This is a genomic window from Roseateles rivi (assembly GCF_043555845.1).
In the GTDB taxonomy this organism is placed as follows: domain Bacteria; phylum Pseudomonadota; class Gammaproteobacteria; order Burkholderiales; family Burkholderiaceae_C; genus Roseateles; species Roseateles rivi.
The window spans coordinates 75,479-95,442 of record NZ_JBIGHZ010000004.1; the positions used below are offsets into that span (position 1 = coordinate 75,479).

Below are 19,964 nucleotides of genomic sequence, written 5' to 3' on the forward strand. Positions count from 1 at the left end.
TAGTGCGTACTTAGCGCGGGGTTCTGGTGGCCTGCGGGCGGCCACCATTGCCGCGTGGCTTGCCTGGGCCGGGGCGGCCAGCGCGCTGGGCATCGCGCGGATGCGGGCGTTCTCTGACGGGGGCTTCAGCCGCCTCCTTCTTGGCCAAGGTCAGGCTCTCTTCGAGAGCTTCGACGCTGAGTCCTTTCAGGGCGCTGAAGTTGGCGGGCGTCAGCGTGGTGCGCTCAAAGTCGCGCAGCAGCTGGGCGCGCTGGCGCCGGTCTGCATCTTCTTGGTCGCGACGTGCCTGGGTGATGGCGCGGCGGCGTTGCAGCTCCTGCGTTGCTGCGTCGCGGTGCTCGGCGCTGAGTTCGCCAGCGGGCTGGCCGTCCAGGTCGTAGCGCTGCTGTTCGCGAGTGAGTGCTACCAGGTAGCTGGTGCTGCCGGTGTAGCGGCGCAGCACTGCGGAGAGTTCGGCTTTGGTGAACAGGCCGGGTGAACGCTGCTGGATATCAGCCTGAATGCGCAGCTTCAGGGGTTTGGCGGTGCCGCCGAAAAGCGCGGGGAAATTCTGCTTGAGCTGCTCGAAGCAGTGGCGCAGGTCCACTTGTTTTTTGGTGGGCGCTGGTGCCGGCTGACTCTCCGCCACGGCTGGGGCGGCGGATTCTTCGGTAGCAGACTGGGGCAGGTCAGAGCAGGACATGGCGCTAAATCGGTACGACGTTGCAAAGGCGGAATTGTGCCTGCGTCCGCCCTGGCTACAAGGCACGGATTGCCAAAAGCACTAGCAATCAGGTTTTGGGCGCGCAACTGGGTTTGCAAACCAGCTCGCTGCGACCCAGAACACGCAGGGCCTGAAGGCTGCTGGTGGGGCGGTGGCGCCCGCATTTAAAGCATGAGCGGGTTTGTCCGCTGCCTTGGAAGGGCGAGCCTCCGATTTTGGACGCGTAGCGCAACCCGTCTTCGCGCACTGCGGTGCAGGTGTCTTTGCTCATGGTTCCCCCTCCGTACAGGGCTGGTGATACAGCCGATCTGTGGCGGCCCTGGATAAGGGCTACCCTGTGAGTGTGATCCCCATAGTAGTGAGGGCACATGACAGAAGCTAGGGCGCTTGCCCTTAGGCGTGGTGGGGGCCCGACAAGGGAAAGCCCGCGCCGAAGATCGCACCATTTCAACGGTGGACAAAGAAAAACCGCCGGCAGCACTGGGGCTGAAGGCGGTTGTAGGGGGCAGCGCCACAGCGGGCGCTAAAAGGTGGGCTTACTTTTTGGTCAGCTGCTCTTCGAGCTCTTTGCAAGAGGGCGCACAAACCGGCTGAGACTTGCCCAGCAGCTTGCGCGACTTGAGCAAGGCTCGTGGGCGGTGTTTGCCGCAGAGAAAGCATGACATGGTGGCCGCGCCAAAAGAAGAAGTGGCTGCAAACGGCGAGCCGGGTGCTTTGGAGCGGTAGCGAAGCCCATCGGCCTCAATCGTCGTCTTGGTTGGTTCCTTGGCCACGTTGATCCTGCTGGAATGGAATAGTTGATCTCGGGTCGTGGCGGCTGCGGGTGTCCTCTGCACCGCAGCAGCTGCGCCTGTAAAAACCCGTATTTTCCTACAAGCGCTAGGTCGTGCCACCGGGCCTACGCTAATGCCGGGGGGTGTGATGCGGTTTGCGCCAGATTTAGTGGCCCGAAAACCTGGGGATGCGGCGTTCCTGCAAGGCCAAAAGCCCCTCGGCCCAGTCGGCTGAATCGCGACAGCGCGCCATGTCCTGCTCCAGTTGTGCGCTGTCCAGCGTACCGCTGGCAATGGCGTCCAAGTGGCGGCGCATGCCTTGTACGGCCAGCGGGGCGAGTGCGCACAGGGTGTCGCACAAGGCCTGGGCGCGCTGGCCTAGCGCTTCGTTGGACGGTGTGACCTCATCCAGGAAGCCGCAGCGCAGCATTGCGGCGGCGTCGAATTCTTCGCCCGTCAGCAAGAGGCGCTTGGCGGCGCTGAGTCCAATCTGCTGCACCAAGCGCTGCATGCCGCCGCGGTGGTAGTGCAGCCCGATGCGCGCGGCGGGGATGAACATGCGGCTGGCTGTGGTGCCGATGCGAAAGTCGCAGGCCAGGGCGAGGTCGGTGCCGCCGCCAAACACACCGCCGTTGATGGCGGCCACCCGCGGTTGGGGCAGCTGAGCGAGTTGTTGCACGATGCGCTCAAACAGCGCGGGGGCGTCCACGGCGCTGAGTGCACTGAGGTCAAAGCCGCTGCAGAAGTGCTTGCCCTGGGCTTGTAGCAGCAACACGCGCACCTCGGGTCTGTTGGCGAGGGTTTGCAGGTGTTGGCTGAGTTGTTCGAGGTCCTCGACGGTGAGGTGGTTGGCCTGCTGCGGGCGGTTCAGGGTGAGGGTGGCCAGCGGGCCATCGACATGCAGTGTTGGCGTGCTCATGAGGGCTGGGGTTTGTCTGCGGTCCGAGCGGCGCCCGGGCGGGCGCTATTGTCCCGGGTGGTCGTGGGGGGCACCGTACAATCTCACACATCGATGTGATCTGCCCTGTGTTGCATGATGCCGGGGTGGGCTGATTTTTGAGGGACTCATGTTTATTTCCAATGCATTTGCGCAGGCTGCGGCAGCGCCTTCGGCCCAATCCAGCCTGCTGAGCATGCTGCCGCTGGTGCTGATGTTTGTGGTGCTGTACTTCGTGATGATTCGCCCGCAGATGAAGCGTCAGAAGGAGCACCGCAAAATGATCGAGGCCCTGGGCAAGGGTGACGAGGTCATCACCGCGGGTGGCTTGCTGGGCAAGATCAGCAAGGTCGGCGAGGTTTATGTGGGTTTGGAAATCACCGACGGCGTGGAAGTGCAAGTGCAGCGCTCCTCGGTGGTGCAGGTCTTGCCCAAGGGCAGCCTGAAAGGCTGAACCACGGCCGACGCCGCACAGTGCCCTGTGTGGCCGCAACAGCACCCGGTCTGCGCGCAAGTTCGCTCGGCCGGGTGTTCGCACACATGGGCTGACCCATTTTTCGCCCTGCCGGGCGGACGTCCAGGCTCTGGTCAAGCCTGAACAGGTTTGCGTAAGGAAGTCCTTATGAACCGCTATTCCCTGTGGAAGTACGTGATGCTGGTCATCGCGTTGCTGATTGGATTGATTTACACCCTGCCCAACCTCTATGGGGAAGCGCCAGCGGTGCAGATCTCAAGCGCCAAAGTCACGGTCAAGGTCGACGAGGCGCTGCGCCAGCGAGTTGCCGCTGCCTTGCAAGAGGCCAAGCTGCAGCCAGACTTTGTGCAGCTCGACGGCACCTCCATCCGCGCCCGCTTTGCCGACACAGACGTGCAAATCAAGGCCAAGGACGCCATCAGCAAGGCACTCAACCCCGACCCGGCAGACCCCACCTACATCGTGGCCCTGAACCTGCTGTCGCGCTCGCCGCAATGGCTGGCCAAGCTGAAGGCCCACCCCATGTACCTGGGTCTGGACTTGCGCGGCGGCGTGCACTTCCTGATGCAGGTTGACATGAAGGCGGCGCTGACCAAAAAGGCCGATGCCTTGGTGGGCGACGTGCGCACCACATTGCGCGACAAAAACGTTCGTCACTCGGGCATCAGCCGTGACGGCAATGCCGTGGTGGTGGCGTTTCGCGATGCCGAGAATTTCACTGCTGCCACGCAGCTGCTGACGGAAAAGCTTCCCGATGTGGACTGGAAGCCCGAGGGCCAGGACGCCGAGCGCCGCCTGGTGGGCAACCTCAAGCCCAAGGCCATGATTGCGGTGCAAGACGCTGCACTCAAGCAAAACATCACCACGCTGCACAACCGCGTCAACGAGCTGGGTACGACCGAGCCGGTGATTCAGCAGCAGGGTCTGGACCGCATCGTGGTGCAGCTGCCCGGTGTGCAGGACACGGCGCGCGCCAAAGACATCATCGGTCGCACCGCCACGCTGGAAGTTCGCATGGTCGACGACAGCGCTGAGGCCCAGGCCGCCCTGTCGGGTACCGGTCCCGTGCCCTTTGGCACCGAGCGTTTTTCAGAGCGCGGTGGCGTGCCCATCATCGTCAAGCGCCAGGTGGTGCTGACGGGCGACAACCTCAACGACGCTCAACCCGGGTTTGACGAAAACCATCAGCCCGCGGTCAACCTGAATTTGGACGCCAAGGGCGCGCGCATCTTCAAGGACGTCTCGCGCGAAAGCATTGGCAAGCGCATGGCCATCATCCTGTTCGAAAAGGGCAAGGGTGAGGTGGTGACGGCGCCCGTGATCCGCAGCGAAATCGGCGGCGGCCGGGTGCAAATCTCTGGCGCCATGACCACGCAAGAAGCCAACGACACCGCCTTGCTGCTGCGTGCGGGCTCGCTGGCTGCGCCCATGGAGATCATCGAAGAGCGCACCATTGGCCCGAGCCTGGGTGCGGAGAACATTGCCAAGGGCATGCACTCCGTGGTGTGGGGCTTTGTGGCCGTGGCGGCCTTCATGTGCCTCTATTACATGATGTTCGGCCTGTTCTCCTCGCTGGCGCTGGGCTTCAACCTGCTGCTGCTGGTGGCGATTCTGTCCATGCTGGGCGTGACCCTGACGCTGCCCGGCATTGCCGCTATCGCGCTGGTGCTGGGCATGGCCATTGACGCCAACGTGCTGATCAACGAACGCATTCGAGAAGAGCTGCGTTTGGGTCTGTCGCCCCAGGCGGCCATCCATGCGGGCTATGAGCGCGCCTTTGCCACCATCTTGGACTCCAACGTCACGACGCTGATTGCCGGTATTGCCCTGCTGGCCTTTGGCTCTGGCCCCATCAAGGGCTTTGCGGTCGTGCACTGCCTGGGCATTTTGACCTCCATGCTGTCGTCCGTGATGTTCTCGCGGGCGCTGGTCAACCTCTGGTACGGCGGGCGCAAGCGCCTCAAGACGGTGTCTATCGGCACCGTCTGGAAGCCTGAATCCAGCCCCGCGACCCCTGAGGCCTGAGAGCAAGCGAGCACGTCATGGAATTTTTCCGAATCAAGCGCGACATTCCCTTCATGAAGCACGCGTTGGTGTTCAACGCGATTTCCTTCCTGACTTTCGCAGTGGCTGTGTTCTTCCTGGTCACACGGGGATTGCACTTCTCCATTGAATTCACCGGCGGCACGGTGATGGAGGTGGAGTACGCGCAAGCGGCTGATGTGGCCAAGACGCGCCACGTCGTCGAGCAAATGGGCTTTGGCGAAGTGCAGGTGCAGAAGTTTGGCTCCTCGCGCGACGTGATGCTGCGCCTGCCCGTGCGTGAGGGACTCAAACAGTCCGACGTGGTGCAAAACGTGTTCACCCAGCTGTGCAAGGCCGAGGCCGGTAGCATTCAACAGCGTGAACTCGTCACCGACAAGGGCGAGGCCATCAGCAAGCAGGTCTGCGTGGCAGCGGGCAATGCCGAACCTATCAAGCTCTCACGCTCCGAAGTGGTGGGCCCGGCGGTGGGTGCAGAGCTGGCGCAAGACGCAGCCTGGGCGCTGGGTTTCACGGTGCTGGGCATCATGATTTACTTGGCCCTGCGCTTTGAGTGGAAGTTCGCGGTGGCCGGCATCATTGCCAACCTGCACGATGTGGTCATCATCCTGGGCTTCTTTGCCTACTTCCAGTGGGAATTCTCGCTGGCGGTGCTGGCGGCGGTGCTGGCGGTGCTGGGCTATTCGGTGAACGAGTCGGTGGTGATCTTCGACCGGGTGCGCGAGGCCTTCCGCAAATACCGCAAGCTCAACACGCCGCAGGTGATCGACCACGCCATCACCTCGACCATGAGCCGCACCATCATCACGCACGGTTCCACGCAGATGATGGTGTTGTCCATGCTGCTGTTCGGTGGCCCCACGCTGCACTACTTTGCCGTTGCTCTGACCATCGGTATCTGCTTTGGCATCTACTCCTCGGTGTTCGTGGCGGCAGCCATTGCCATGTGGTTGGGCGTGGAGCGTGAAGATTTGGTGCGCCCTGTGGCTAAACGTGACGGTGATCCGGCCGATCCCAACGGTGGCGCGGTGGTGTAGTAGAGTCGCTAATCGCCCTCAGTCTTAACGATAGCCCTGATGCATGACTGACTCCTCCCCCTTGGCGTTGTCCGCTCAGGCTAGGCAGGTCCTCGCGCAAGCCTTGCACAAGGGCTTGCCTGCCCTGCTGCAGGTCTTGGATCGTGCTGCTGACGATTTGGTGAGTCAAGTTGCCGAGCACGGCTTGCAGATGGCACGGCGCGACGCCATGGAGCGTTGGCGTCGTGCTGGGCGTGCGTGGGTTGGTCAACTCCAAGCCGCGGTAACCCAGGCCGCATTGCAGGGCTGGCAAGACAGCCGTCCTCGCGGTGTGCCACAAGATCTGGCCTTGGTCGGTCATGAGGTGATCGAGCGCGAGATCTTGGTCTCTCGTTTGGCCATGGCTTTGCTGGACCAGGCCAGTTGGGAATTCAACGACTTGCGCCTGCGCATGCTCAGCATCGAGGGGGGGGAGGACCTCCCGCCCAACGACATTTTGCGCCATCAGGTCTTGGGTCGGCAGGTGTTGACGGCGTGGGCTGACGCCGGGCTTGGGCATGAGGTGTGGCAGTTCCTGCAAGCGACCTTGCATCAGGAGCTAGGCCACTTGGCCTATGAGGCCTATCACGAATGCAATCGGTGGTTGATTGCGCAAGGCGTTTTGCCGGACGTCAACTTGCGGCCCTTGATTCGCCGCTTGTCAGATTCGACCCAAGAGGCCCCTATCAGTCACCCGGCCACCGTGCCTGACTCTGTTGCCGCGGAACCGCCTTTGGCCAGCCGTGCGGTGGAGCGCCGCGTTGCGCCCAAATCCCAAGATGCCGCACAGCAAGTACTGGCTCAGCTGCAGCGCGTTCTGGCTCGGCATGTCATGCCGTCCGTAGGCGACGCAGGTGGCGGTGGCACGAGCAGCCCCGGTGCAGCGCCTGACGTGGAGTTGTCCATCTCTTCCGAGCCCTCGCCGCGCTTCAAGCAAGCCTTGGTTCAAGCCCAGGCGGCCCTGCGCCCGGAGCGCGCCAAGAGCGGCGACACCCTGCCGATTTCGCTGGATCAAATGCGCCAGCGCCAGCAGGACGTCAAGCAGGCCCTCAAAGATGCCGCTGAATCGCCTGCTGAGCGCGCCACGGTTGAGGTCGTGGCCATGCTGTTCCAAAGCATCTTGATGGAAGAGCGCATTCCTCCGGCTGTGCGGGTGTGGTTTGCGCGGCTGCAAATGCCTGTGCTGCGGGTGGCCTTGGCTGAGCCGGATTTTTTTGCCAGTACCGATCATCCGGCGCGTTTGCTCATTGACCGCATGGGTGTTTGCGTCATGGGCTTCAACACATCGTCGGCGAATTTGGGTGATGCGCTGGAGCGTGAAATCAAGCGCATCGCCCAGGTGGTTGAGGCCTATCCGGACACCGGGCGCCGGGTGTTCCAAGCGGTGCTGACCGAGTTTGAGAAATTCCTCGACCACTACTTTCAGACCGAGAACGAGGCGTCGCGCAAGGGTGTGTCCCTGGCTCAGCAAATCGAGCAGCGCGAGACCCTGGCCATTCAGTACACCATCGAGCTGCGCAAAATGCTGGCCGAAGTTCCAGTTCAAGAGGGCGTGCGGGATTTTTTGTTCCAGACCTGGGCGGATGTGCTGGCCGTGACGGCCATGCGTTCAGGCGCGGAATCCACCCAGACAGCGCAAATGCGCAGTGTTGCAGCGGATTTGATTTGGTCGGCCAGCGCCAAAGTGTCTCGCGAGGAGCGGGCTGAGGTGATCCAGCGTCTGCCCACTTTGCTCAAAACACTGCGCGAGGGTATGCGTGATGCTGGGCTCAGCGTTGCCAAGCAAGACAGCAAGCTCCAGGAGCTCAACACCGCACTGACAGCCGCCTTTGCGGCTCGCAGTGCTGTCATTCCCAAAGAGCGCCTTGACGAGCTGATGGAGCAATTGCACACCCTGGTGGCATTGCTGCCCGGCGAAGGGGAGCACGAGCTCGACGAGATGCTGGTGCGCAATCTCTCTGCACACGAGTGTGATGACTTGGAAGTCGTTGCCGAAGGCGGCGGCGACGCCACGGACGCCATGCTCAAGTGGGCCAAGAGCTTGCAACTGGGCGAGTGGTACATGCTGGACTACCGCGGCCGCGTTGAGCCCGTGCAACTGGCCTGGCAGGGCGCGCACCAACAACTGAATTTGTTTGTCTCTGCCCAGGGGCGTGGCGTGTTGTTTCAGCTCACTCGCTTGGCGGCATTCTTGCACGCAGGCCTGCTATTGCCAGCGCAGGACGAGGCGCTCACCGTCAAGGCCACGCGCAGTGTGCTGGCCAAGCTTGAGGTCGACCCCAGTCGCCTGTACTGCTGAGGGCGCCGCGGCGCTCAGTGCAGTTGGCGCTCTTCGGGGGCTGCAAACAGCTCGTCGAGGATGAGCGCATCGGGCTCTTCGCCCAAGCTCCAAAACACCATCAGCACGATGATCTTGAGGTCTTCCAGGTCCAATGGGCTGCCTGGAATGGCCATGGCGCGGTCGACGACGATTTCGCGCATCTCGGGACGCAGCACGCCCGCGGACTCTAAAAAGCTGATAAAGCCCACCGAGGCTTCGCCCAGGTGGTCGAGCTCCTGCTTGCCGTAAAGGCGCAAGGCCTGAGCGCTTTGCTGGCCTTGGTGCGATTGCGCCGCTGCGGCCAGCCCGTCCAACCAGCTCAAGGCCTCTTGGATCTCGTCAGTCTCAAAGCCCACAGCAGAGAGCTTGCGGGTGAGCTGTGCGTGGTCCGGGCAGGCGTCCGGGCGCCAGTAAGTTTCGTACAGGAACACGAGCACGTCGAACATGAGGGGATGATACCCCAGGGGCTAGAACGGCATGGGGGGCGGTGGCAAAGCCCCCTGCGTCCACGCTTCAGGCGCGGTAGAGCCTCTGCAGCAGGGCTCCGGGCAGTCTCGCCACCAGCCCTTCCAGCTCCAAGTCCAGCAGCAAGGACTGCAGGGTTTCGGTGGGGATGCCGCAGCGTGCTTGGAGCACGTCAAACGTCACGGCTTGGCTGTCCATGACCTGCAGCACTTGCTGCAGGGCGGGACTGAGTGCGGTTTGGGCCAAGGTGCCATCGGCGCCGGGTCTGGGCGAAGGGCTGGATTGGGTGCGCGCCTTGAGCGGGGGCTTGTTGGCGGTCTGGCCCGCGCGGACTTGTGCAGGCAGCAATTCGTCGAATATGTCCTGTGGCGACTGCACCAGAGTCGCTCCTTGCTTGAGCAGCTCATGGCAGCCCTTGGCCAAGGGTTCGTGGATGGAGCCGGGAATGGCGAACACCTCGCGCCCGTATTCCGCCGCCAGCCTTGCCGTGATGAGCGAACCCGAGCGCAGTGCGGCTTCCACCACCAGGCAGCCTTCGCTCAAGCCCGCAATGATGCGGTTGCGCTGGGGGAAGTGTGCGGGCCGAGGGGGCGTGCCCAGCAGCCACTCGCTCAGCAGCAGACCGTCTTGGGCAAGACGCTCGCGCAGCCGACGGTGTGCGGGCGGGTAGTTCTGGTCCAAACCGCAACCCAACACCGCGATGGTGCTGCCGGGGCCCTGCAGAGCGCCTTCGTGTGCTGCGCCGTCTATGCCCAGCGCCAGGCCTGAGACGACGCAAAAGCCTGCTTGACTCAAGGCCTGTCCAAATTGCGCGGCATGGGTGTTGCCCTGAGCGCTGGCGTCGCGGCTGCCCACAACGGCCACGCAGCGCTGTTTGAGCAAGTCCAGACGCCCGGCCCAGTGCAGCAGCAGCGGCGGGTCGGGTGTGTTGAGCAAGGCTTCCGGGTAGCGCGGGTCGCCCAAGGGCAGCAGGCCGCGCTGAGGGCTCTCGTCCAACCAGCGCAGGGTGCGCTGCAACAACGCCTCGGGCTCTTGTGGGCCTTTGGCAAAGTGGCTGGCCTGTTGCGCGCTCAGCAGGCCTTGTGCCCCAGCCACGCCAGCGCGCAGCACTGCTGAGGGACTGCCGTGGCGCGCCAGCAGGCGGCGCAGTGCAGCACCGCCCAGGCCAGGTATCGCCAACAATTCCAACCAAGCGACAAGGTCTGCGTCCACGAGGCCGAACTACCAGGGCGGAACTTCAGGGCTGACCGAAGCGGTCGCCGCGCGAAACGGGCTCTTGGACGTTCAGGATCAGCGCGTAGGACACCCGTTGGTGAACTTGAAACACCAGCAGGTGACCGTGAGCCACATCCGGGAGTTGCAGAATTTCGGGGGCGCCCCCTGTCTTGTCGATCACTTTGCGGCCAGCCTTCCACAGCGACAGCACATGCCCACGCTCCATGCCATCCACCAGCCCTTTGTTGAGCGCAACCACCTGGTTTTGGCCCGCCGTCAGGGCGTCGCCATGCACAGCAACGATGTGACCCTCGATGGGCGTTTCAGGTGCGTGCGGCACATAGCTGGATTGGCTGCGTGTGTCGATGGGGGCGAGGCGGTCGCCCAAGCCGACCTCGGTGCGTACCGCGGTCACGCGCAGTGTGGCGGGCACGACGTGTTCACCCTTTTTGCCTGCAGGGCTGAGTAGCTCGGCCGCACCCACGTAAGTGGCCTCATAGCCCAGCAACTCCTGGGTGATGGGGTCCAGCAGCGGTTGGGGCTGGCGGAAGATGCGAAAGTCCTGGTAGGCGCCAACATCGCCGCGTACATAGGCCGTGTCGCCCTGTGTGAGTAGCACCTTGTTGTCGTTGGTCGCGACGATGCGTGGCGCAGACTTGAGTGCGTCGGTATCAAACACCACGGACTGCGTCAGGAAGGGCTCGATGAGGTGCTGAGGGATGGTCGCAAGAGCCTCTTCCAGGCTGCTGCTGCGCACGCGCGGTGAGAGACGGATGTCGCCATTGCCGCCCGTGGTGTCGCGCCCGATTTGCAAATAGGCCCGGTCGCCAGAACGGATCAACATCAGCACCTGGCCGGGGTAGATCAGGTGGGGGTTGCGAATCTGGTCCTTGTTCATGCCCCACAGCTCAGGCCAGCGCCAGGGGGACTTCAGGAACAGGGAGGAGACGCGCCAGAGCGTGTCGCCGCGCTTGATGGTGTAGCTGTCGGGCGCATTGGGAGCCAGGGCGCTGAGCGGCACGCCTTGCTGGGCGACCTTGTCAGCCGTCTGACGCTGCTGCGTGGTGATGGGGTAGGTGCTTTGCGCCAGCGCAGCGCTGGGCAGAGCGGCCCAGCAACTCAGGGCCAACGCGGCCAGAGGGGCGGCGCAAGCGCGTGGCAACTTTCGATGCAGCATGAATGGATCTCCCGCGACCATGGTGCGAGAGCACGATTCATGGCGCTTGTCACGTTTTGGTCTGTTTGTCGGGCAAGCCCAGCCAATTTGCTCACACCGACGTCAAACAGTATCGGGCCTGCGTGATGCAATGGTGCCCATGCTTTGGGCCGCATTGGTGTGCACAAATCGGCGAAAATGCCAGCTTATGCTGGGTCATTCTGCCCAGATTCATAGGGGTGGGCAATGAACCACCTGCCCCTGCATTGCAAGCCCTTACACAATCGCGTTGTGCTGAGTCCACAGCGCCTGACTGACATGGCCGTTCTAGACATCCTCAAGTACCCCGACCCCCGCTTGCAAACGGTGGCTCGGCCTGTGGCGGTAATTGATGACCGCGTGCGCCAGCTGGTGGACGACATGCTCGAGACCATGTACGCCGCCGAAGGCGTGGGCCTGGCCGCGACGCAGGTGAATGTGCATGAACGCGTGGTGGTGATGGACGTGTCGGAAGACCGCCAGCAGCCGCGCGTGCTGATCAACCCCGAAATCATTGCCCACAGCGCAGAAGTTGTGGATGGCGAAGAGGGGTGCCTATCCGTGCCCACCATCTACGACAAAGTGCCGCGCCACGCCCGGGTGACGGTGCGCGCGCAAGACCGCGAGGGCCAGACCTACGAGTTCGAGGCCGAAGGCCTGCTGGCCGTGTGCGTGCAGCATGAGCTGGACCACCTCACGGGCAAGGTGTTTGTCGACTACCTCAGCCCCCTCAAGCGCGAACGCATCAAATCCAAGCTCGGCAAGCGCGCGCGCGAACAGACGCGGCGCTGAGTGTTGGCTGAACAGAAGAGGGCGCCCATGCGCGTGGTTTTTGCCGGTACGCCGGAATTCGCGGCGACAGCGCTGCAAGCGCTGATCGAGGCCGGGCACGAAGTGCCGCTGGTGCTCACCCAGCCCGATCGGCCCGCCGGGCGCGGCATGAAGTTGCAGGCTTCGGCCGTCAAACAAGTGGCGCTCCAGCACGGTATCGCGGTGGCCCAGCCCCTGGGCTTGCGCCTGGATGGCAAGTACGCCCAAGACGCCGCACAAGCCCAGGCTGCGTTGTTGCAGGCCAGGCCCGATGTGATGGTGGTGGCCGCCTATGGCTTGATCCTGCCGGCCTGGACACTGGAGCTGCCACGCCTGGGTTGCCTCAATATCCACGCCTCGCTGCTGCCGCGCTGGCGCGGCGCGGCGCCCATTCACCGCGCCATCGAGGCCGGTGACACGCAAACCGGCATCACCATCATGCAGATGGACCAGGGCCTGGACACGGGCGACATGCTGCTGGTGGAGGCGCTGCAAATCGGCGCGCAGGAAACCACTGCGCAGCTGCACGACCGGCTCGCGGCGCAGGGTGCGCGCCTGGTGGTGCAGGCGCTGGCCCAGGCCGAGCATGGGCCGCTGCCGCGCACGCCCCAGCCCAGCGAGGGCATCACCTACGCGCACAAAATCGAGAAGCATGAGGCCGCGCTGGACTGGCAGCAGGACGCTCAGTTGCTGGCGCAGCGCCTGCGCGCCTTCGACCCCTTCCCTGGCGGGGTGACGCAGGCTGCAGGCGAGGCCCTCAAAGTCTGGGCTGCCACGGTGGTGGAAGTGCCGGGTCTGGAGTCGGCACTGCCTGGCGAGATCGTGGCCTTGCACGCCGACGGCCCGGTGGTGCGCTGTGGCCAGGGCGCGCTGTGCCTGACACAGCTGCAGCGCGCGGGCGGCAAGCGCCTGAGTGCGGCGCAGCTCATGCAGTCGCGGCCCTTCGCGCTGGGCGAGCGGCTGGGGTGATGGCCCGGGCGTCTTGATTTCCTCCGCTCCAGCCCCCAGATAGACTGGAGTGAGCGCACCGTCGTGCGCACACAGGAGCCTGACGCGATGTTCAATCTCATGAAAACCGCCATCCTGATGGCGGCCATCACGGCGCTGTTCATGGCCATGGGCATGGTCCTGGGCGGGCGCCAGGGCATGATGCTGGCGCTGCTGGTGGCGCTGGGCATGAATTTCTTCAGCTACTGGTTCTCGGACAAGATGGTGCTGAAGATGTACAACGCGCAAGAGGTGGACGCCGCCAGCGCGCCGCAGTTCTACGCCATGGTGCAGGAGCTGGCGCAGCGCGCGCAGCTGCCCATGCCGCGCGTCTACCTGATCCACGAAGACGCCCCCAACGCCTTTGCCACCGGGCGCGACCCCGAGCATGCGGCTGTGGCTGCCACGACGGGAATTTTGCGTGTGCTCACCGAACGCGAGCTGCGCGGCGTGATGGCGCATGAGCTGGCGCATGTGCGCCACCGCGACATCCTCATCTCCACCATCAGTGCCACCATGGCCGGTGCCATTTCCATGCTGGCCAACTTCGGCATGTTGTTCTCTTCGCGCGACAGCGAAGGTCGCCCGACCAACCCGCTGGCTGGTCTGCTGGTGGCCATCCTGGCGCCCTTGGCCGCGAGCCTGATCCAGATGGCCATCAGCCGCGCCCGCGAGTTCGAAGCCGACCGTGGCGGCGCGGAAATTTGCGGTGACCCGGCGGCGCTGGCCTCGGCGCTGGAGAAGATCCACCGCTACGCTCAGGGCCTGCCGCTGGAGGCGGCCGAGCGCCACCCCGAGACGGCGCAGATGATGATCATGAACCCGCTCTCCGGCGGGGGGATCCGGTCCTTGTTCTCGACCCATCCGGCCACTGAAGAGCGCATTGAGCGGCTGCTGGCCATGGCCAGCACGCAGCGCTGAGCATCACGGCCCCGGCAGGCTGGTCGGGGTCTTGCACCGCAGCGCACAGGCGGCGGTCAATGTCAGGGAATGGGTGGGCGGGCGACCCTCCGGGCTGGGACTTTCCCGCGTCAACAACCGGCTAACACCCGCTTGGCGCGGTGCGGCGTCCAATGGGCCGCAGCGCAAGGGTGGCATGCCTGTTGGCCGACCGGCGCGGTAGTCGCAAGAGACCGTGAACCCAGCGCCCCAACCGTGGGCGCCCCAACCCCGGAGGCGCAGCATGCGCAGCATTCCCATCTCGGCGCTCGGCCGCGCCGCTTTGTGTGATGAGCCTGGCCAAGTCCCCGCACAACAGCATCTGCCCTTGACGCGCCGCGAGCTGCTGCGCGGCAGCGGCTTGTTGCTGGGGCAGTTGAGCGCAGGCTCCCTGCTGGCGGCCTTGGCGCCTTCGACGGCCTGGGCGGTGGAGCTCAAGGTGCTGACAAGCCCGCAGGGCCGCCGCCTGCTGGCCTTGGGGCGGGTGCTGTTCCCGCACAAAAAGCTGCCCGATGCGGTGTATGCGCTGCTGGTCAAGGACTTGGACGCCAAGGCCGCGCAGGACGGCGCCACGCGGGATTTGCTGGCTCAAGGCTTGGCGGCTTTGGGTCAGCAGGGTTTTGACAAAGCGGCTGCGGCGCAGCGATTGGCTTTGGTCAAGGCCCTGGAAGGGCAGCCCTTTTTCAATCTGGTGCGCGGGCAGTGCGTGAGTTCGCTCTACGACAACGACATGGCTTTTGCCGTGTTCGGCTACCCCGGCTCGGCCTGGGAGAAGGGCGGCTACATCACGCGCGGCTTTCAAGACCTGAAGTGGTTGCCCGCGCCGCCGCCAGAGGCCAGCCCGCCGCCCTTCATCGGCTGAGCTATTGGCTGAGATTTCTCCCCACCCAGACCCCCTTGTTCGCGGCGCGGGATGCGCCGCTTTCGGAGACCCAGATGGCGACCATCGACTTCAACGACGACTCTGCAGTGGTGATCATCGGCTCAGGCGCGGGCGGTGGCACTTTGGCCAACGAGCTGTGCCAAAAAGGCATCAAGGTCATCGTGCTGGAGGCCGGGGCGCGACAAGGCCCCGAGACCTTCATCAACGATGAATGGAAGAGCTTTGCGCAGCTCGCCTGGCTGGACCCGCGCACCACTTCCGGCAGCTGGCGCGTGGCCAAGGACTTTGCCGGGCTGCCCGCCTGGATTTGCAAAACCGTGGGCGGCACCACCACGCACTGGGCGGGCGCTTCGCTGCGGTTTCAGGCGCATGAGTTCAAGGCGCGCAGCGTCTACGGCGGGCTCAAGGACGCCAACCTGCAGGACTGGCCGCTGGAGCTGGAGGAGCTGGCTCCCTTCTACACCCGCGCCGAAGACAAGATGGGTGTGACGCGCACCCACGGCATTCCCGGGCTGCCGGGCAATAACAACTTCAAGGTCATGCATGCCGGGGCCAAGAAGCTGGGCTACAAGGACGTGCACACCGGCAATATGGCCATCAACAGCCGCCCGCGCCATGGCCGGGGCCGTTGCATGCAGCTGGGCTTTTGCTTCCAGGGCTGCAAGAGCGGCGCCAAGTGGAGCACGCTCTACACCGAGATTCCGGCCGCCGAGGCCACGGGGAATTTGGACTTGCGCCCCTCCAGCCATGTGGCGCGCATCGAGCACGACGCGCAAGGCAAGGTCACCGGCGTGGTGTACTTTGACGCGAAGGGCCAGGAGCAGCGCCAGCGCGCGCGCATTGTTTGCGTGGCGGGCAATTCCATCGAGACGCCGCGCCTGCTGCTGCTGTCGGCCTCCGGCCTGTTCAAGGACGGGCTGGCCAATTCATCCGGGCAGGTGGGGCGCAACTACATGCGGCACATGACGGGCTCGGTCTACGCCACCTTCCGCCAGCCCGTGCACATGTACCGCGGCACCACCATGGCGGGCATCATCCGCGACGAGGGCGCCCACGACCCCAGGCGCGGCTTTGTGGGCGGCTATGAGATGGAGACGCTGTCGCTGGGCATTCCCTTCATGGCGGCCTTTCTCAACCCCGGTGGCTGGGGCGCGGAGTTCGCCAGCTTCATGGACAGCTACACCCACATGGCGGGCATGTGGCTGGTGGGCGAGGACATGCCCCGCGAGAGCAACCGCATCACCCTCAACAGCGCGGTGAAAGACCGCTGGGGCCTGCCGGTGGCCAACGTGCATTTCGACGACCACCCCAACGACATCGCCATGCGCGAGCACGCCTTCAGGCAGGGCCAGCGCGTGTATGAGGCCGCCGGTGCGGTGCGCACGCATCGCACGCCGCCTTACCCCTCCACCCACAACCTGGGCACCTGCCGCATGGGCGCTGACGCCAAGACCAGCGTGTGCAACAAATGGGGCCAGACGCACGACGTCAAAAACCTCTTCATCTCTGACGGCAGCCAGTTCACCACCGGTGGCGCTGAAAACCCCACGCTCACCATCGTCACGCTGGCCATACGCCAGGCCGAGTACATCGCGCGCCAGATGGCGGCCCGCGCGATCTGAACCCCCGCCAGCCCTTTGGAGCCAGGCCATGTGCGAGTTCTACGTCAAAGCCGATCCCATCCTCTACGAGCAGCGCACGCGCAGCCTGCGCATTCACGGCGTGCTCACCAGCCTGCGCCTGGAAAACCTGGTGTGGGATGTGCTGGCTGAAATGGCGCAGCACGAGGGCTGCACCACCAATGCGCTGATCTGCACCTTCCACGACGAAATCCTGCTGCACCGCGGCGAGGTGCCCAACTTCGCCTCGTTTTTGCGCGTCACCTGCATGCGCTACCTGCAGCGCGAATTGCTCAGGTCGCGCGCGCAAAGCCTGGGCACACTGCCGCCCTCAAGCCCAGAGCTGGCCCTGGGCGCTGCCGCCCCCGCCACACCGCAGGCGCTGCGCCTGCTGCAGCGCGCCGCCACGCGCTGAGGCGCCAAGCCCCACAACTTCATTTTTGATGGACCGAGCCCCGCATGAGTTTTGACACCGAAATCCACCCCGGCGTGCAGCCCCAAGCCGAGGCCGCCACGCGCGGCTTCACGCTCAACCACAGCATGCTGCGCATCAAAGACCCCGCCGTGTCGCTGGCCTTCTACACGCGCGTGCTGGGCCTGCGGGTGCTGCGCAAGCTCGACTTTGAATCCATGAGCTTCTCGCTGTACTTTCTGGCCGCGCCGGAGCAAGCGGCAGACGCCCCACAAGATGCCGCCGAGCGCACGGCGTGGACTTTTTCGCAGCGCGGCGTGCTGGAGCTCACCCACAACTGGGGCACCGAGGCGCAAGCTGACTTCCACTACCACGACGGCAATGCCCAGCCCCAGGGCTTTGGCCACATCTGCTTTTCGGTGCCGGATCTGGACGCCGCCATGGCCTGGTTTGACCAGCACCAAGTGCCCTATGTGAAGCGCCCCGACCAAGGCAAGCTCAAAGACGTGGCCTTTATCAAAGACCCCGACGGCTATTGGATAGAGATCATCGAGCCCGCGCGGCTCAAGCAGCTGGGGCTGTGAGCAGCGCGGCGGCTCAAGTCCCGCCCCAGCGGGCCGATATGGGGCTATGAGCCGTCTAACCCGCATTGCCGGAATTCTGAGTTGCTGCGCGCTGCCGCTCCTGGCGGGGTGCGAGTACCTCGGCATTCCCGACCCTGCCAAGCAAGCCGCCGCCAAAGAGGCCGACGGCAAAGCCATTGGCAGCGCCTGTCGCCATGCGCTGCGCGCCATCGAAGACTGCTACGCCCTCAACCCCAAGGCGCAGAAGTCCGCCGTCTACACCGGCTGGCGTGAGATGGACGAATACATGCGCGAAAACAAGCTCGAAGGCATAGAGCCCAAAATCGCTGGCAAGCCCGCCAGCGCGCCGGCCTCGGCACCCGCGCCCGCCGACGAGGAAGACGCCGACACGCATGGCAAGGCCAATCACGGCGGCAAAGCCGACAAGCCCGCCGCCAAGGGTGGCCATCACTGACGCTCCGCCCTTCGGCGCCCCTCTTTTGGCATTTGATCGGCCCAGGCTGCAGCCTGTCGGCTGGTGCTGAACTGTGAGCCCTTCTGGCCTAGCATTTCTGGGCCAAACACAAGGAGGGGCGTGATGAACATACAAAGGCGAACGGTATTGGGAGCGGCCTTGCTGCTGAGCATTGGCGGCGCAGCCCAAGCATTCAGCAGCTTCACCGGCGCCAAGCTGGTGGAAGGCGACGGACGCCCAAGCAGCCAGACGCGATCCGTGGACGGCGCGGTGGCCGTCGACTTGCGTGGCAGCTTTGATTTGACGGTGCAGCAAGGCTCGCGCGACCACCTCGAGCTGCGCGCTGACGCCAATGTGCTGCCCTACATCGACACGCGCCTGACACGCAGCAGCTCAGGCGTGCTGACCTTGATCATTGAGACCAAGCCCAGCTATCGGCTTCAGTACAAACAGCGCCCACAAATCACGCTGGAGCTGCGCCAGATTCAGGCGCTGGCGCTCAGTGGCAGTGGCAGCATCACCCTGGGTCAGTTGCAAGCTCAGGGCCTGGACCTGAGCGTGGCGGGCAGTGGGCGGCTGCGTTTGAACAAGCTCAAGCTGCAGAAGCTGGACCTGTCCGTGGCGGGCAGCGGCGATGTGCATGCACAAGGCGTGGCGCAATCGGTCTCGGTGTCCGTGGCCGGCAGCGGGGACGCGGACTTGCGAGCGCTGCTGGCGCAAGCCGCTGACATCAGCATTGCGGGCAGCGGCCGCGTGTACATCAATGCGCAGCAGGATTTGTCCGTCAGCATTGCGGGCAGTGGTGATGTGAACTATGTGGGCCAGCCCCGGCTGGATGTCAGCCAGTCCGGCAGCGGTCGCGTGCGTCCCCTCAAGTAGATTTTTGGCGCGCCGGGGCGCGGCCTGTGGCGTGTTTGAGGGTCTCCAGGCAAGCCGTGAACACGGGGTGTCGCGCTTTCGTGCGCTGCACCATCGCCCGCTACCATGGCTGCATGACTGCCCATGCCACCCCCAGCGCCCCGTGGCGCCATGCCGCGTTTGCCCAAGGCGCGCGCGACATGGCTGGCCCCGCCCTGGGCCTGGCGGCCTGGGGGGTGGTGACAGGTGTGGCCATGATCAAAAGCGGCCTGTCACTGCCGCTGGCCCTGCTCATGAGCTTGACGGTGTTTGCCGGCAGCGCGCAGCTGGCGGCCTTGCCATTGCTGGCGGCGCAAGCGCCCTTGTGGGTGGTGCTGGCCACGTGCTGCTGCGTGAACATGCGCTTTGTGGTGTTCAGCAGCCAGTGGCGCAACTACCTGGGCCACCTGCCACGCCGCCAGCGCCTGTGGACGGCGTACTTTTCCATCGACATGAACTTCGTGCTCTTCCTGCAGCGTTTCCCGGACGCCAGCCAGGAGGTGGACGCGCAACTGCCCTATTACTGGGGCGGTGCGGCGGTGTGCTGGACGTCCTGGCAGCTGGCGTCGATTCTGGGCATGCTGCTGGCCGCTCAAGTGCCCACGCAGTGGGGCTTGGGCTACGCGGGTGTGCTGGCGCTGCTGGGCTTGGCGCTGGTGCAGCTCAAAGACCGAGCCACCTGGATGGCCGCAGCCGCCGCAGCCGTGGTGTCGGTATGGGCTTACGCCTTGCCGCTGCGCCTCAACATCCTGCTGGCCATCGTGGCGGCGGTGGCGCTGGGGGTGTATTTCGATCAGCGCCAGCGTGCGCGTGGGCGCTGAGAAGGAGGGGCCATGGCACAAGAGGGTTGGACCGTCGTGACCATTCTGGGCATGGCCTTGGTGTCGCTGCTGTCGCGCGGCTTTTTCTTGCTGCCCGAGCGCGAGTGGCCCATCCCCGGCTGGCTCAAAGAGGGGCTGCGCTACGCGCCCATGGCGGCCCTGGCGGCCATTGTCGTGCCCGAGACCGTGCTCACCCAAGGCCAGCTCTTGCCGCTGTGGCAAGACCCGCGCATCTACGCCGCGGCGGCGGGCGCGGCCTGGTTCTTCTGGCGGCGCGACATTCTGGGCACGATTGTCAGTGGCACGGTGGTGATGCTGGCATTGCGCCTGGGGCTGGGCTGGTGAGGGGGCGCAGCGCAGCGCCAAGCGCGCCTGCG

General features: G+C 64.6%; 21 protein-coding genes. 15 read left to right on the plus strand and 6 right to left on the minus strand.

Going from position 1 to position 19,964, the window contains the following annotated elements; translation table 11 throughout:
- Nucleotides 1-10: 10 nt before the first annotated feature.
- The 3 genes from ACG0Z6_RS10605 to ACG0Z6_RS10615 all read right to left on the minus strand — a co-directional run bounded on the left by ACG0Z6_RS10605 (nucleotide 11) and on the right by ACG0Z6_RS10615 (nucleotide 2,395).
- A complete protein-coding gene (locus ACG0Z6_RS10605; RefSeq protein WP_394461153.1) occupies nucleotides 11-682 on the minus strand; it encodes a ProQ/FINO family protein in 672 nt (223 codons plus the stop codon).
- Between the two features lie 557 nt (nucleotides 683-1,239).
- A complete protein-coding gene (locus ACG0Z6_RS10610) occupies nucleotides 1,240-1,476 on the minus strand; it encodes a hypothetical protein (protein WP_394461154.1) in 237 nt (78 codons plus the stop codon).
- Nucleotides 1,477-1,642: 166 nt separating this feature from the next.
- Nucleotides 1,643-2,395 carry an enoyl-CoA hydratase/isomerase family protein gene (locus tag ACG0Z6_RS10615; protein WP_394461156.1) on the minus strand — a complete coding sequence of 251 codons (753 nt, stop codon included), beginning with the start codon at nucleotides 2,393-2,395 and terminating at the stop codon, nucleotides 1,643-1,645.
- Nucleotides 2,396-2,543: 148 nt separating this feature from the next.
- Between ACG0Z6_RS10615 and yajC the strand changes: the two genes are divergently transcribed.
- The 4 genes from yajC to ACG0Z6_RS10635 all read left to right on the plus strand — a co-directional run bounded on the left by yajC (nucleotide 2,544) and on the right by ACG0Z6_RS10635 (nucleotide 8,285).
- The gene (yajC, locus tag ACG0Z6_RS10620) at nucleotides 2,544-2,867 is read left to right on the plus strand and encodes a preprotein translocase subunit YajC (RefSeq protein WP_394461158.1); all 324 of its coding nucleotides are present in this window, start codon (nucleotides 2,544-2,546) and stop codon (nucleotides 2,865-2,867) included.
- Nucleotides 2,868-3,035: 168 nt separating this feature from the next.
- Nucleotides 3,036-4,913, plus strand: a complete 1,878-nt coding sequence (gene secD, locus ACG0Z6_RS10625; protein ID WP_394461160.1) for a protein translocase subunit SecD — start codon at nucleotides 3,036-3,038, stop codon at nucleotides 4,911-4,913.
- Nucleotides 4,914-4,930: 17 nt separating this feature from the next.
- Nucleotides 4,931-5,968: a protein translocase subunit SecF gene (gene secF, locus ACG0Z6_RS10630; RefSeq protein ID WP_394461162.1), complete on the plus strand. Its 1,038-nt coding sequence runs from the start codon at nucleotides 4,931-4,933 to the stop codon at nucleotides 5,966-5,968.
- A gap of 43 nt (nucleotides 5,969-6,011) precedes the next feature.
- Nucleotides 6,012-8,285 (plus strand): DUF1631 family protein, encoded by a 2,274-nt coding sequence (locus tag ACG0Z6_RS10635; RefSeq protein WP_394461164.1) that lies wholly within the window; start codon nucleotides 6,012-6,014, stop codon nucleotides 8,283-8,285.
- A 14-nt stretch (nucleotides 8,286-8,299) separates the two neighbouring features.
- Here ACG0Z6_RS10635 and ACG0Z6_RS10640 read toward each other — a convergent pair whose 3' ends face one another.
- From ACG0Z6_RS10640 to ACG0Z6_RS10650, 3 genes are all read right to left on the minus strand, one after another.
- Nucleotides 8,300-8,752 (minus strand): Smg family protein, encoded by a 453-nt coding sequence (locus tag ACG0Z6_RS10640; RefSeq protein WP_394461166.1) that lies wholly within the window; start codon nucleotides 8,750-8,752, stop codon nucleotides 8,300-8,302.
- 67 nt (nucleotides 8,753-8,819) lie between these two features.
- On the minus strand, nucleotides 8,820-9,953 hold the full coding sequence (dprA, locus tag ACG0Z6_RS10645; protein ID WP_394461168.1) for a DNA-processing protein DprA: 1,134 nt from the start codon (nucleotides 9,951-9,953) through the stop codon (nucleotides 8,820-8,822).
- A gap of 55 nt (nucleotides 9,954-10,008) precedes the next feature.
- Complete coding sequence (locus tag ACG0Z6_RS10650) at nucleotides 10,009-11,163, minus strand: LysM peptidoglycan-binding domain-containing protein (protein ID WP_394461170.1); 1,155 nt, start codon at nucleotides 11,161-11,163, stop codon at nucleotides 10,009-10,011.
- A gap of 297 nt (nucleotides 11,164-11,460) precedes the next feature.
- On the opposite strand from ACG0Z6_RS10650, the gene def reads away from it, so the two are divergent.
- The 11 genes from def to ACG0Z6_RS10705 all read left to right on the plus strand — a co-directional run bounded on the left by def (nucleotide 11,461) and on the right by ACG0Z6_RS10705 (nucleotide 19,932).
- Entirely contained in the window at nucleotides 11,461-11,973 is a 513-nt protein-coding gene (gene def, locus ACG0Z6_RS10655) for a peptide deformylase (protein WP_394461172.1), read from the plus strand.
- 27 nt (nucleotides 11,974-12,000) lie between these two features.
- Nucleotides 12,001-12,960 (plus strand): methionyl-tRNA formyltransferase, encoded by a 960-nt coding sequence (gene fmt, locus ACG0Z6_RS10660; RefSeq protein WP_394461173.1) that lies wholly within the window; start codon nucleotides 12,001-12,003, stop codon nucleotides 12,958-12,960.
- Between the two features lie 87 nt (nucleotides 12,961-13,047).
- Nucleotides 13,048-13,899, plus strand: coding sequence for a zinc metalloprotease HtpX (htpX, locus tag ACG0Z6_RS10665; protein WP_394461174.1), 852 nt, complete (start codon nucleotides 13,048-13,050; stop codon nucleotides 13,897-13,899).
- A 262-nt stretch (nucleotides 13,900-14,161) separates the two neighbouring features.
- On the plus strand, nucleotides 14,162-14,779 hold the full coding sequence (locus tag ACG0Z6_RS10670) for a tat (twin-arginine translocation) pathway signal sequence (RefSeq protein WP_394461177.1): 618 nt from the start codon (nucleotides 14,162-14,164) through the stop codon (nucleotides 14,777-14,779).
- Between the two features lie 74 nt (nucleotides 14,780-14,853).
- Nucleotides 14,854-16,422, plus strand: a complete 1,569-nt coding sequence (locus ACG0Z6_RS10675; protein WP_394461179.1) for a GMC family oxidoreductase — start codon at nucleotides 14,854-14,856, stop codon at nucleotides 16,420-16,422.
- 28 nt (nucleotides 16,423-16,450) lie between these two features.
- Nucleotides 16,451-16,834, plus strand: coding sequence for a ribbon-helix-helix domain-containing protein (locus tag ACG0Z6_RS10680; RefSeq protein WP_394461181.1), 384 nt, complete (start codon nucleotides 16,451-16,453; stop codon nucleotides 16,832-16,834).
- A 44-nt stretch (nucleotides 16,835-16,878) separates the two neighbouring features.
- Nucleotides 16,879-17,415 carry a lactoylglutathione lyase gene (gloA, locus tag ACG0Z6_RS10685; protein ID WP_394461183.1) on the plus strand — a complete coding sequence of 179 codons (537 nt, stop codon included), beginning with the start codon at nucleotides 16,879-16,881 and terminating at the stop codon, nucleotides 17,413-17,415.
- A gap of 46 nt (nucleotides 17,416-17,461) precedes the next feature.
- The gene (locus tag ACG0Z6_RS10690) at nucleotides 17,462-17,869 is read left to right on the plus strand and encodes a hypothetical protein (protein ID WP_394461185.1); all 408 of its coding nucleotides are present in this window, start codon (nucleotides 17,462-17,464) and stop codon (nucleotides 17,867-17,869) included.
- A gap of 123 nt (nucleotides 17,870-17,992) precedes the next feature.
- Complete coding sequence (locus tag ACG0Z6_RS10695) at nucleotides 17,993-18,748, plus strand: head GIN domain-containing protein (RefSeq protein ID WP_394461187.1); 756 nt, start codon at nucleotides 17,993-17,995, stop codon at nucleotides 18,746-18,748.
- 113 nt (nucleotides 18,749-18,861) lie between these two features.
- Nucleotides 18,862-19,587, plus strand: coding sequence for an AzlC family ABC transporter permease (locus ACG0Z6_RS10700; protein ID WP_394461190.1), 726 nt, complete (start codon nucleotides 18,862-18,864; stop codon nucleotides 19,585-19,587).
- 12 nt (nucleotides 19,588-19,599) lie between these two features.
- Entirely contained in the window at nucleotides 19,600-19,932 is a 333-nt protein-coding gene (locus tag ACG0Z6_RS10705) for an AzlD domain-containing protein (RefSeq protein ID WP_394461192.1), read from the plus strand.
- The last annotated feature ends 32 nt before the right edge of the window (nucleotides 19,933-19,964 follow it).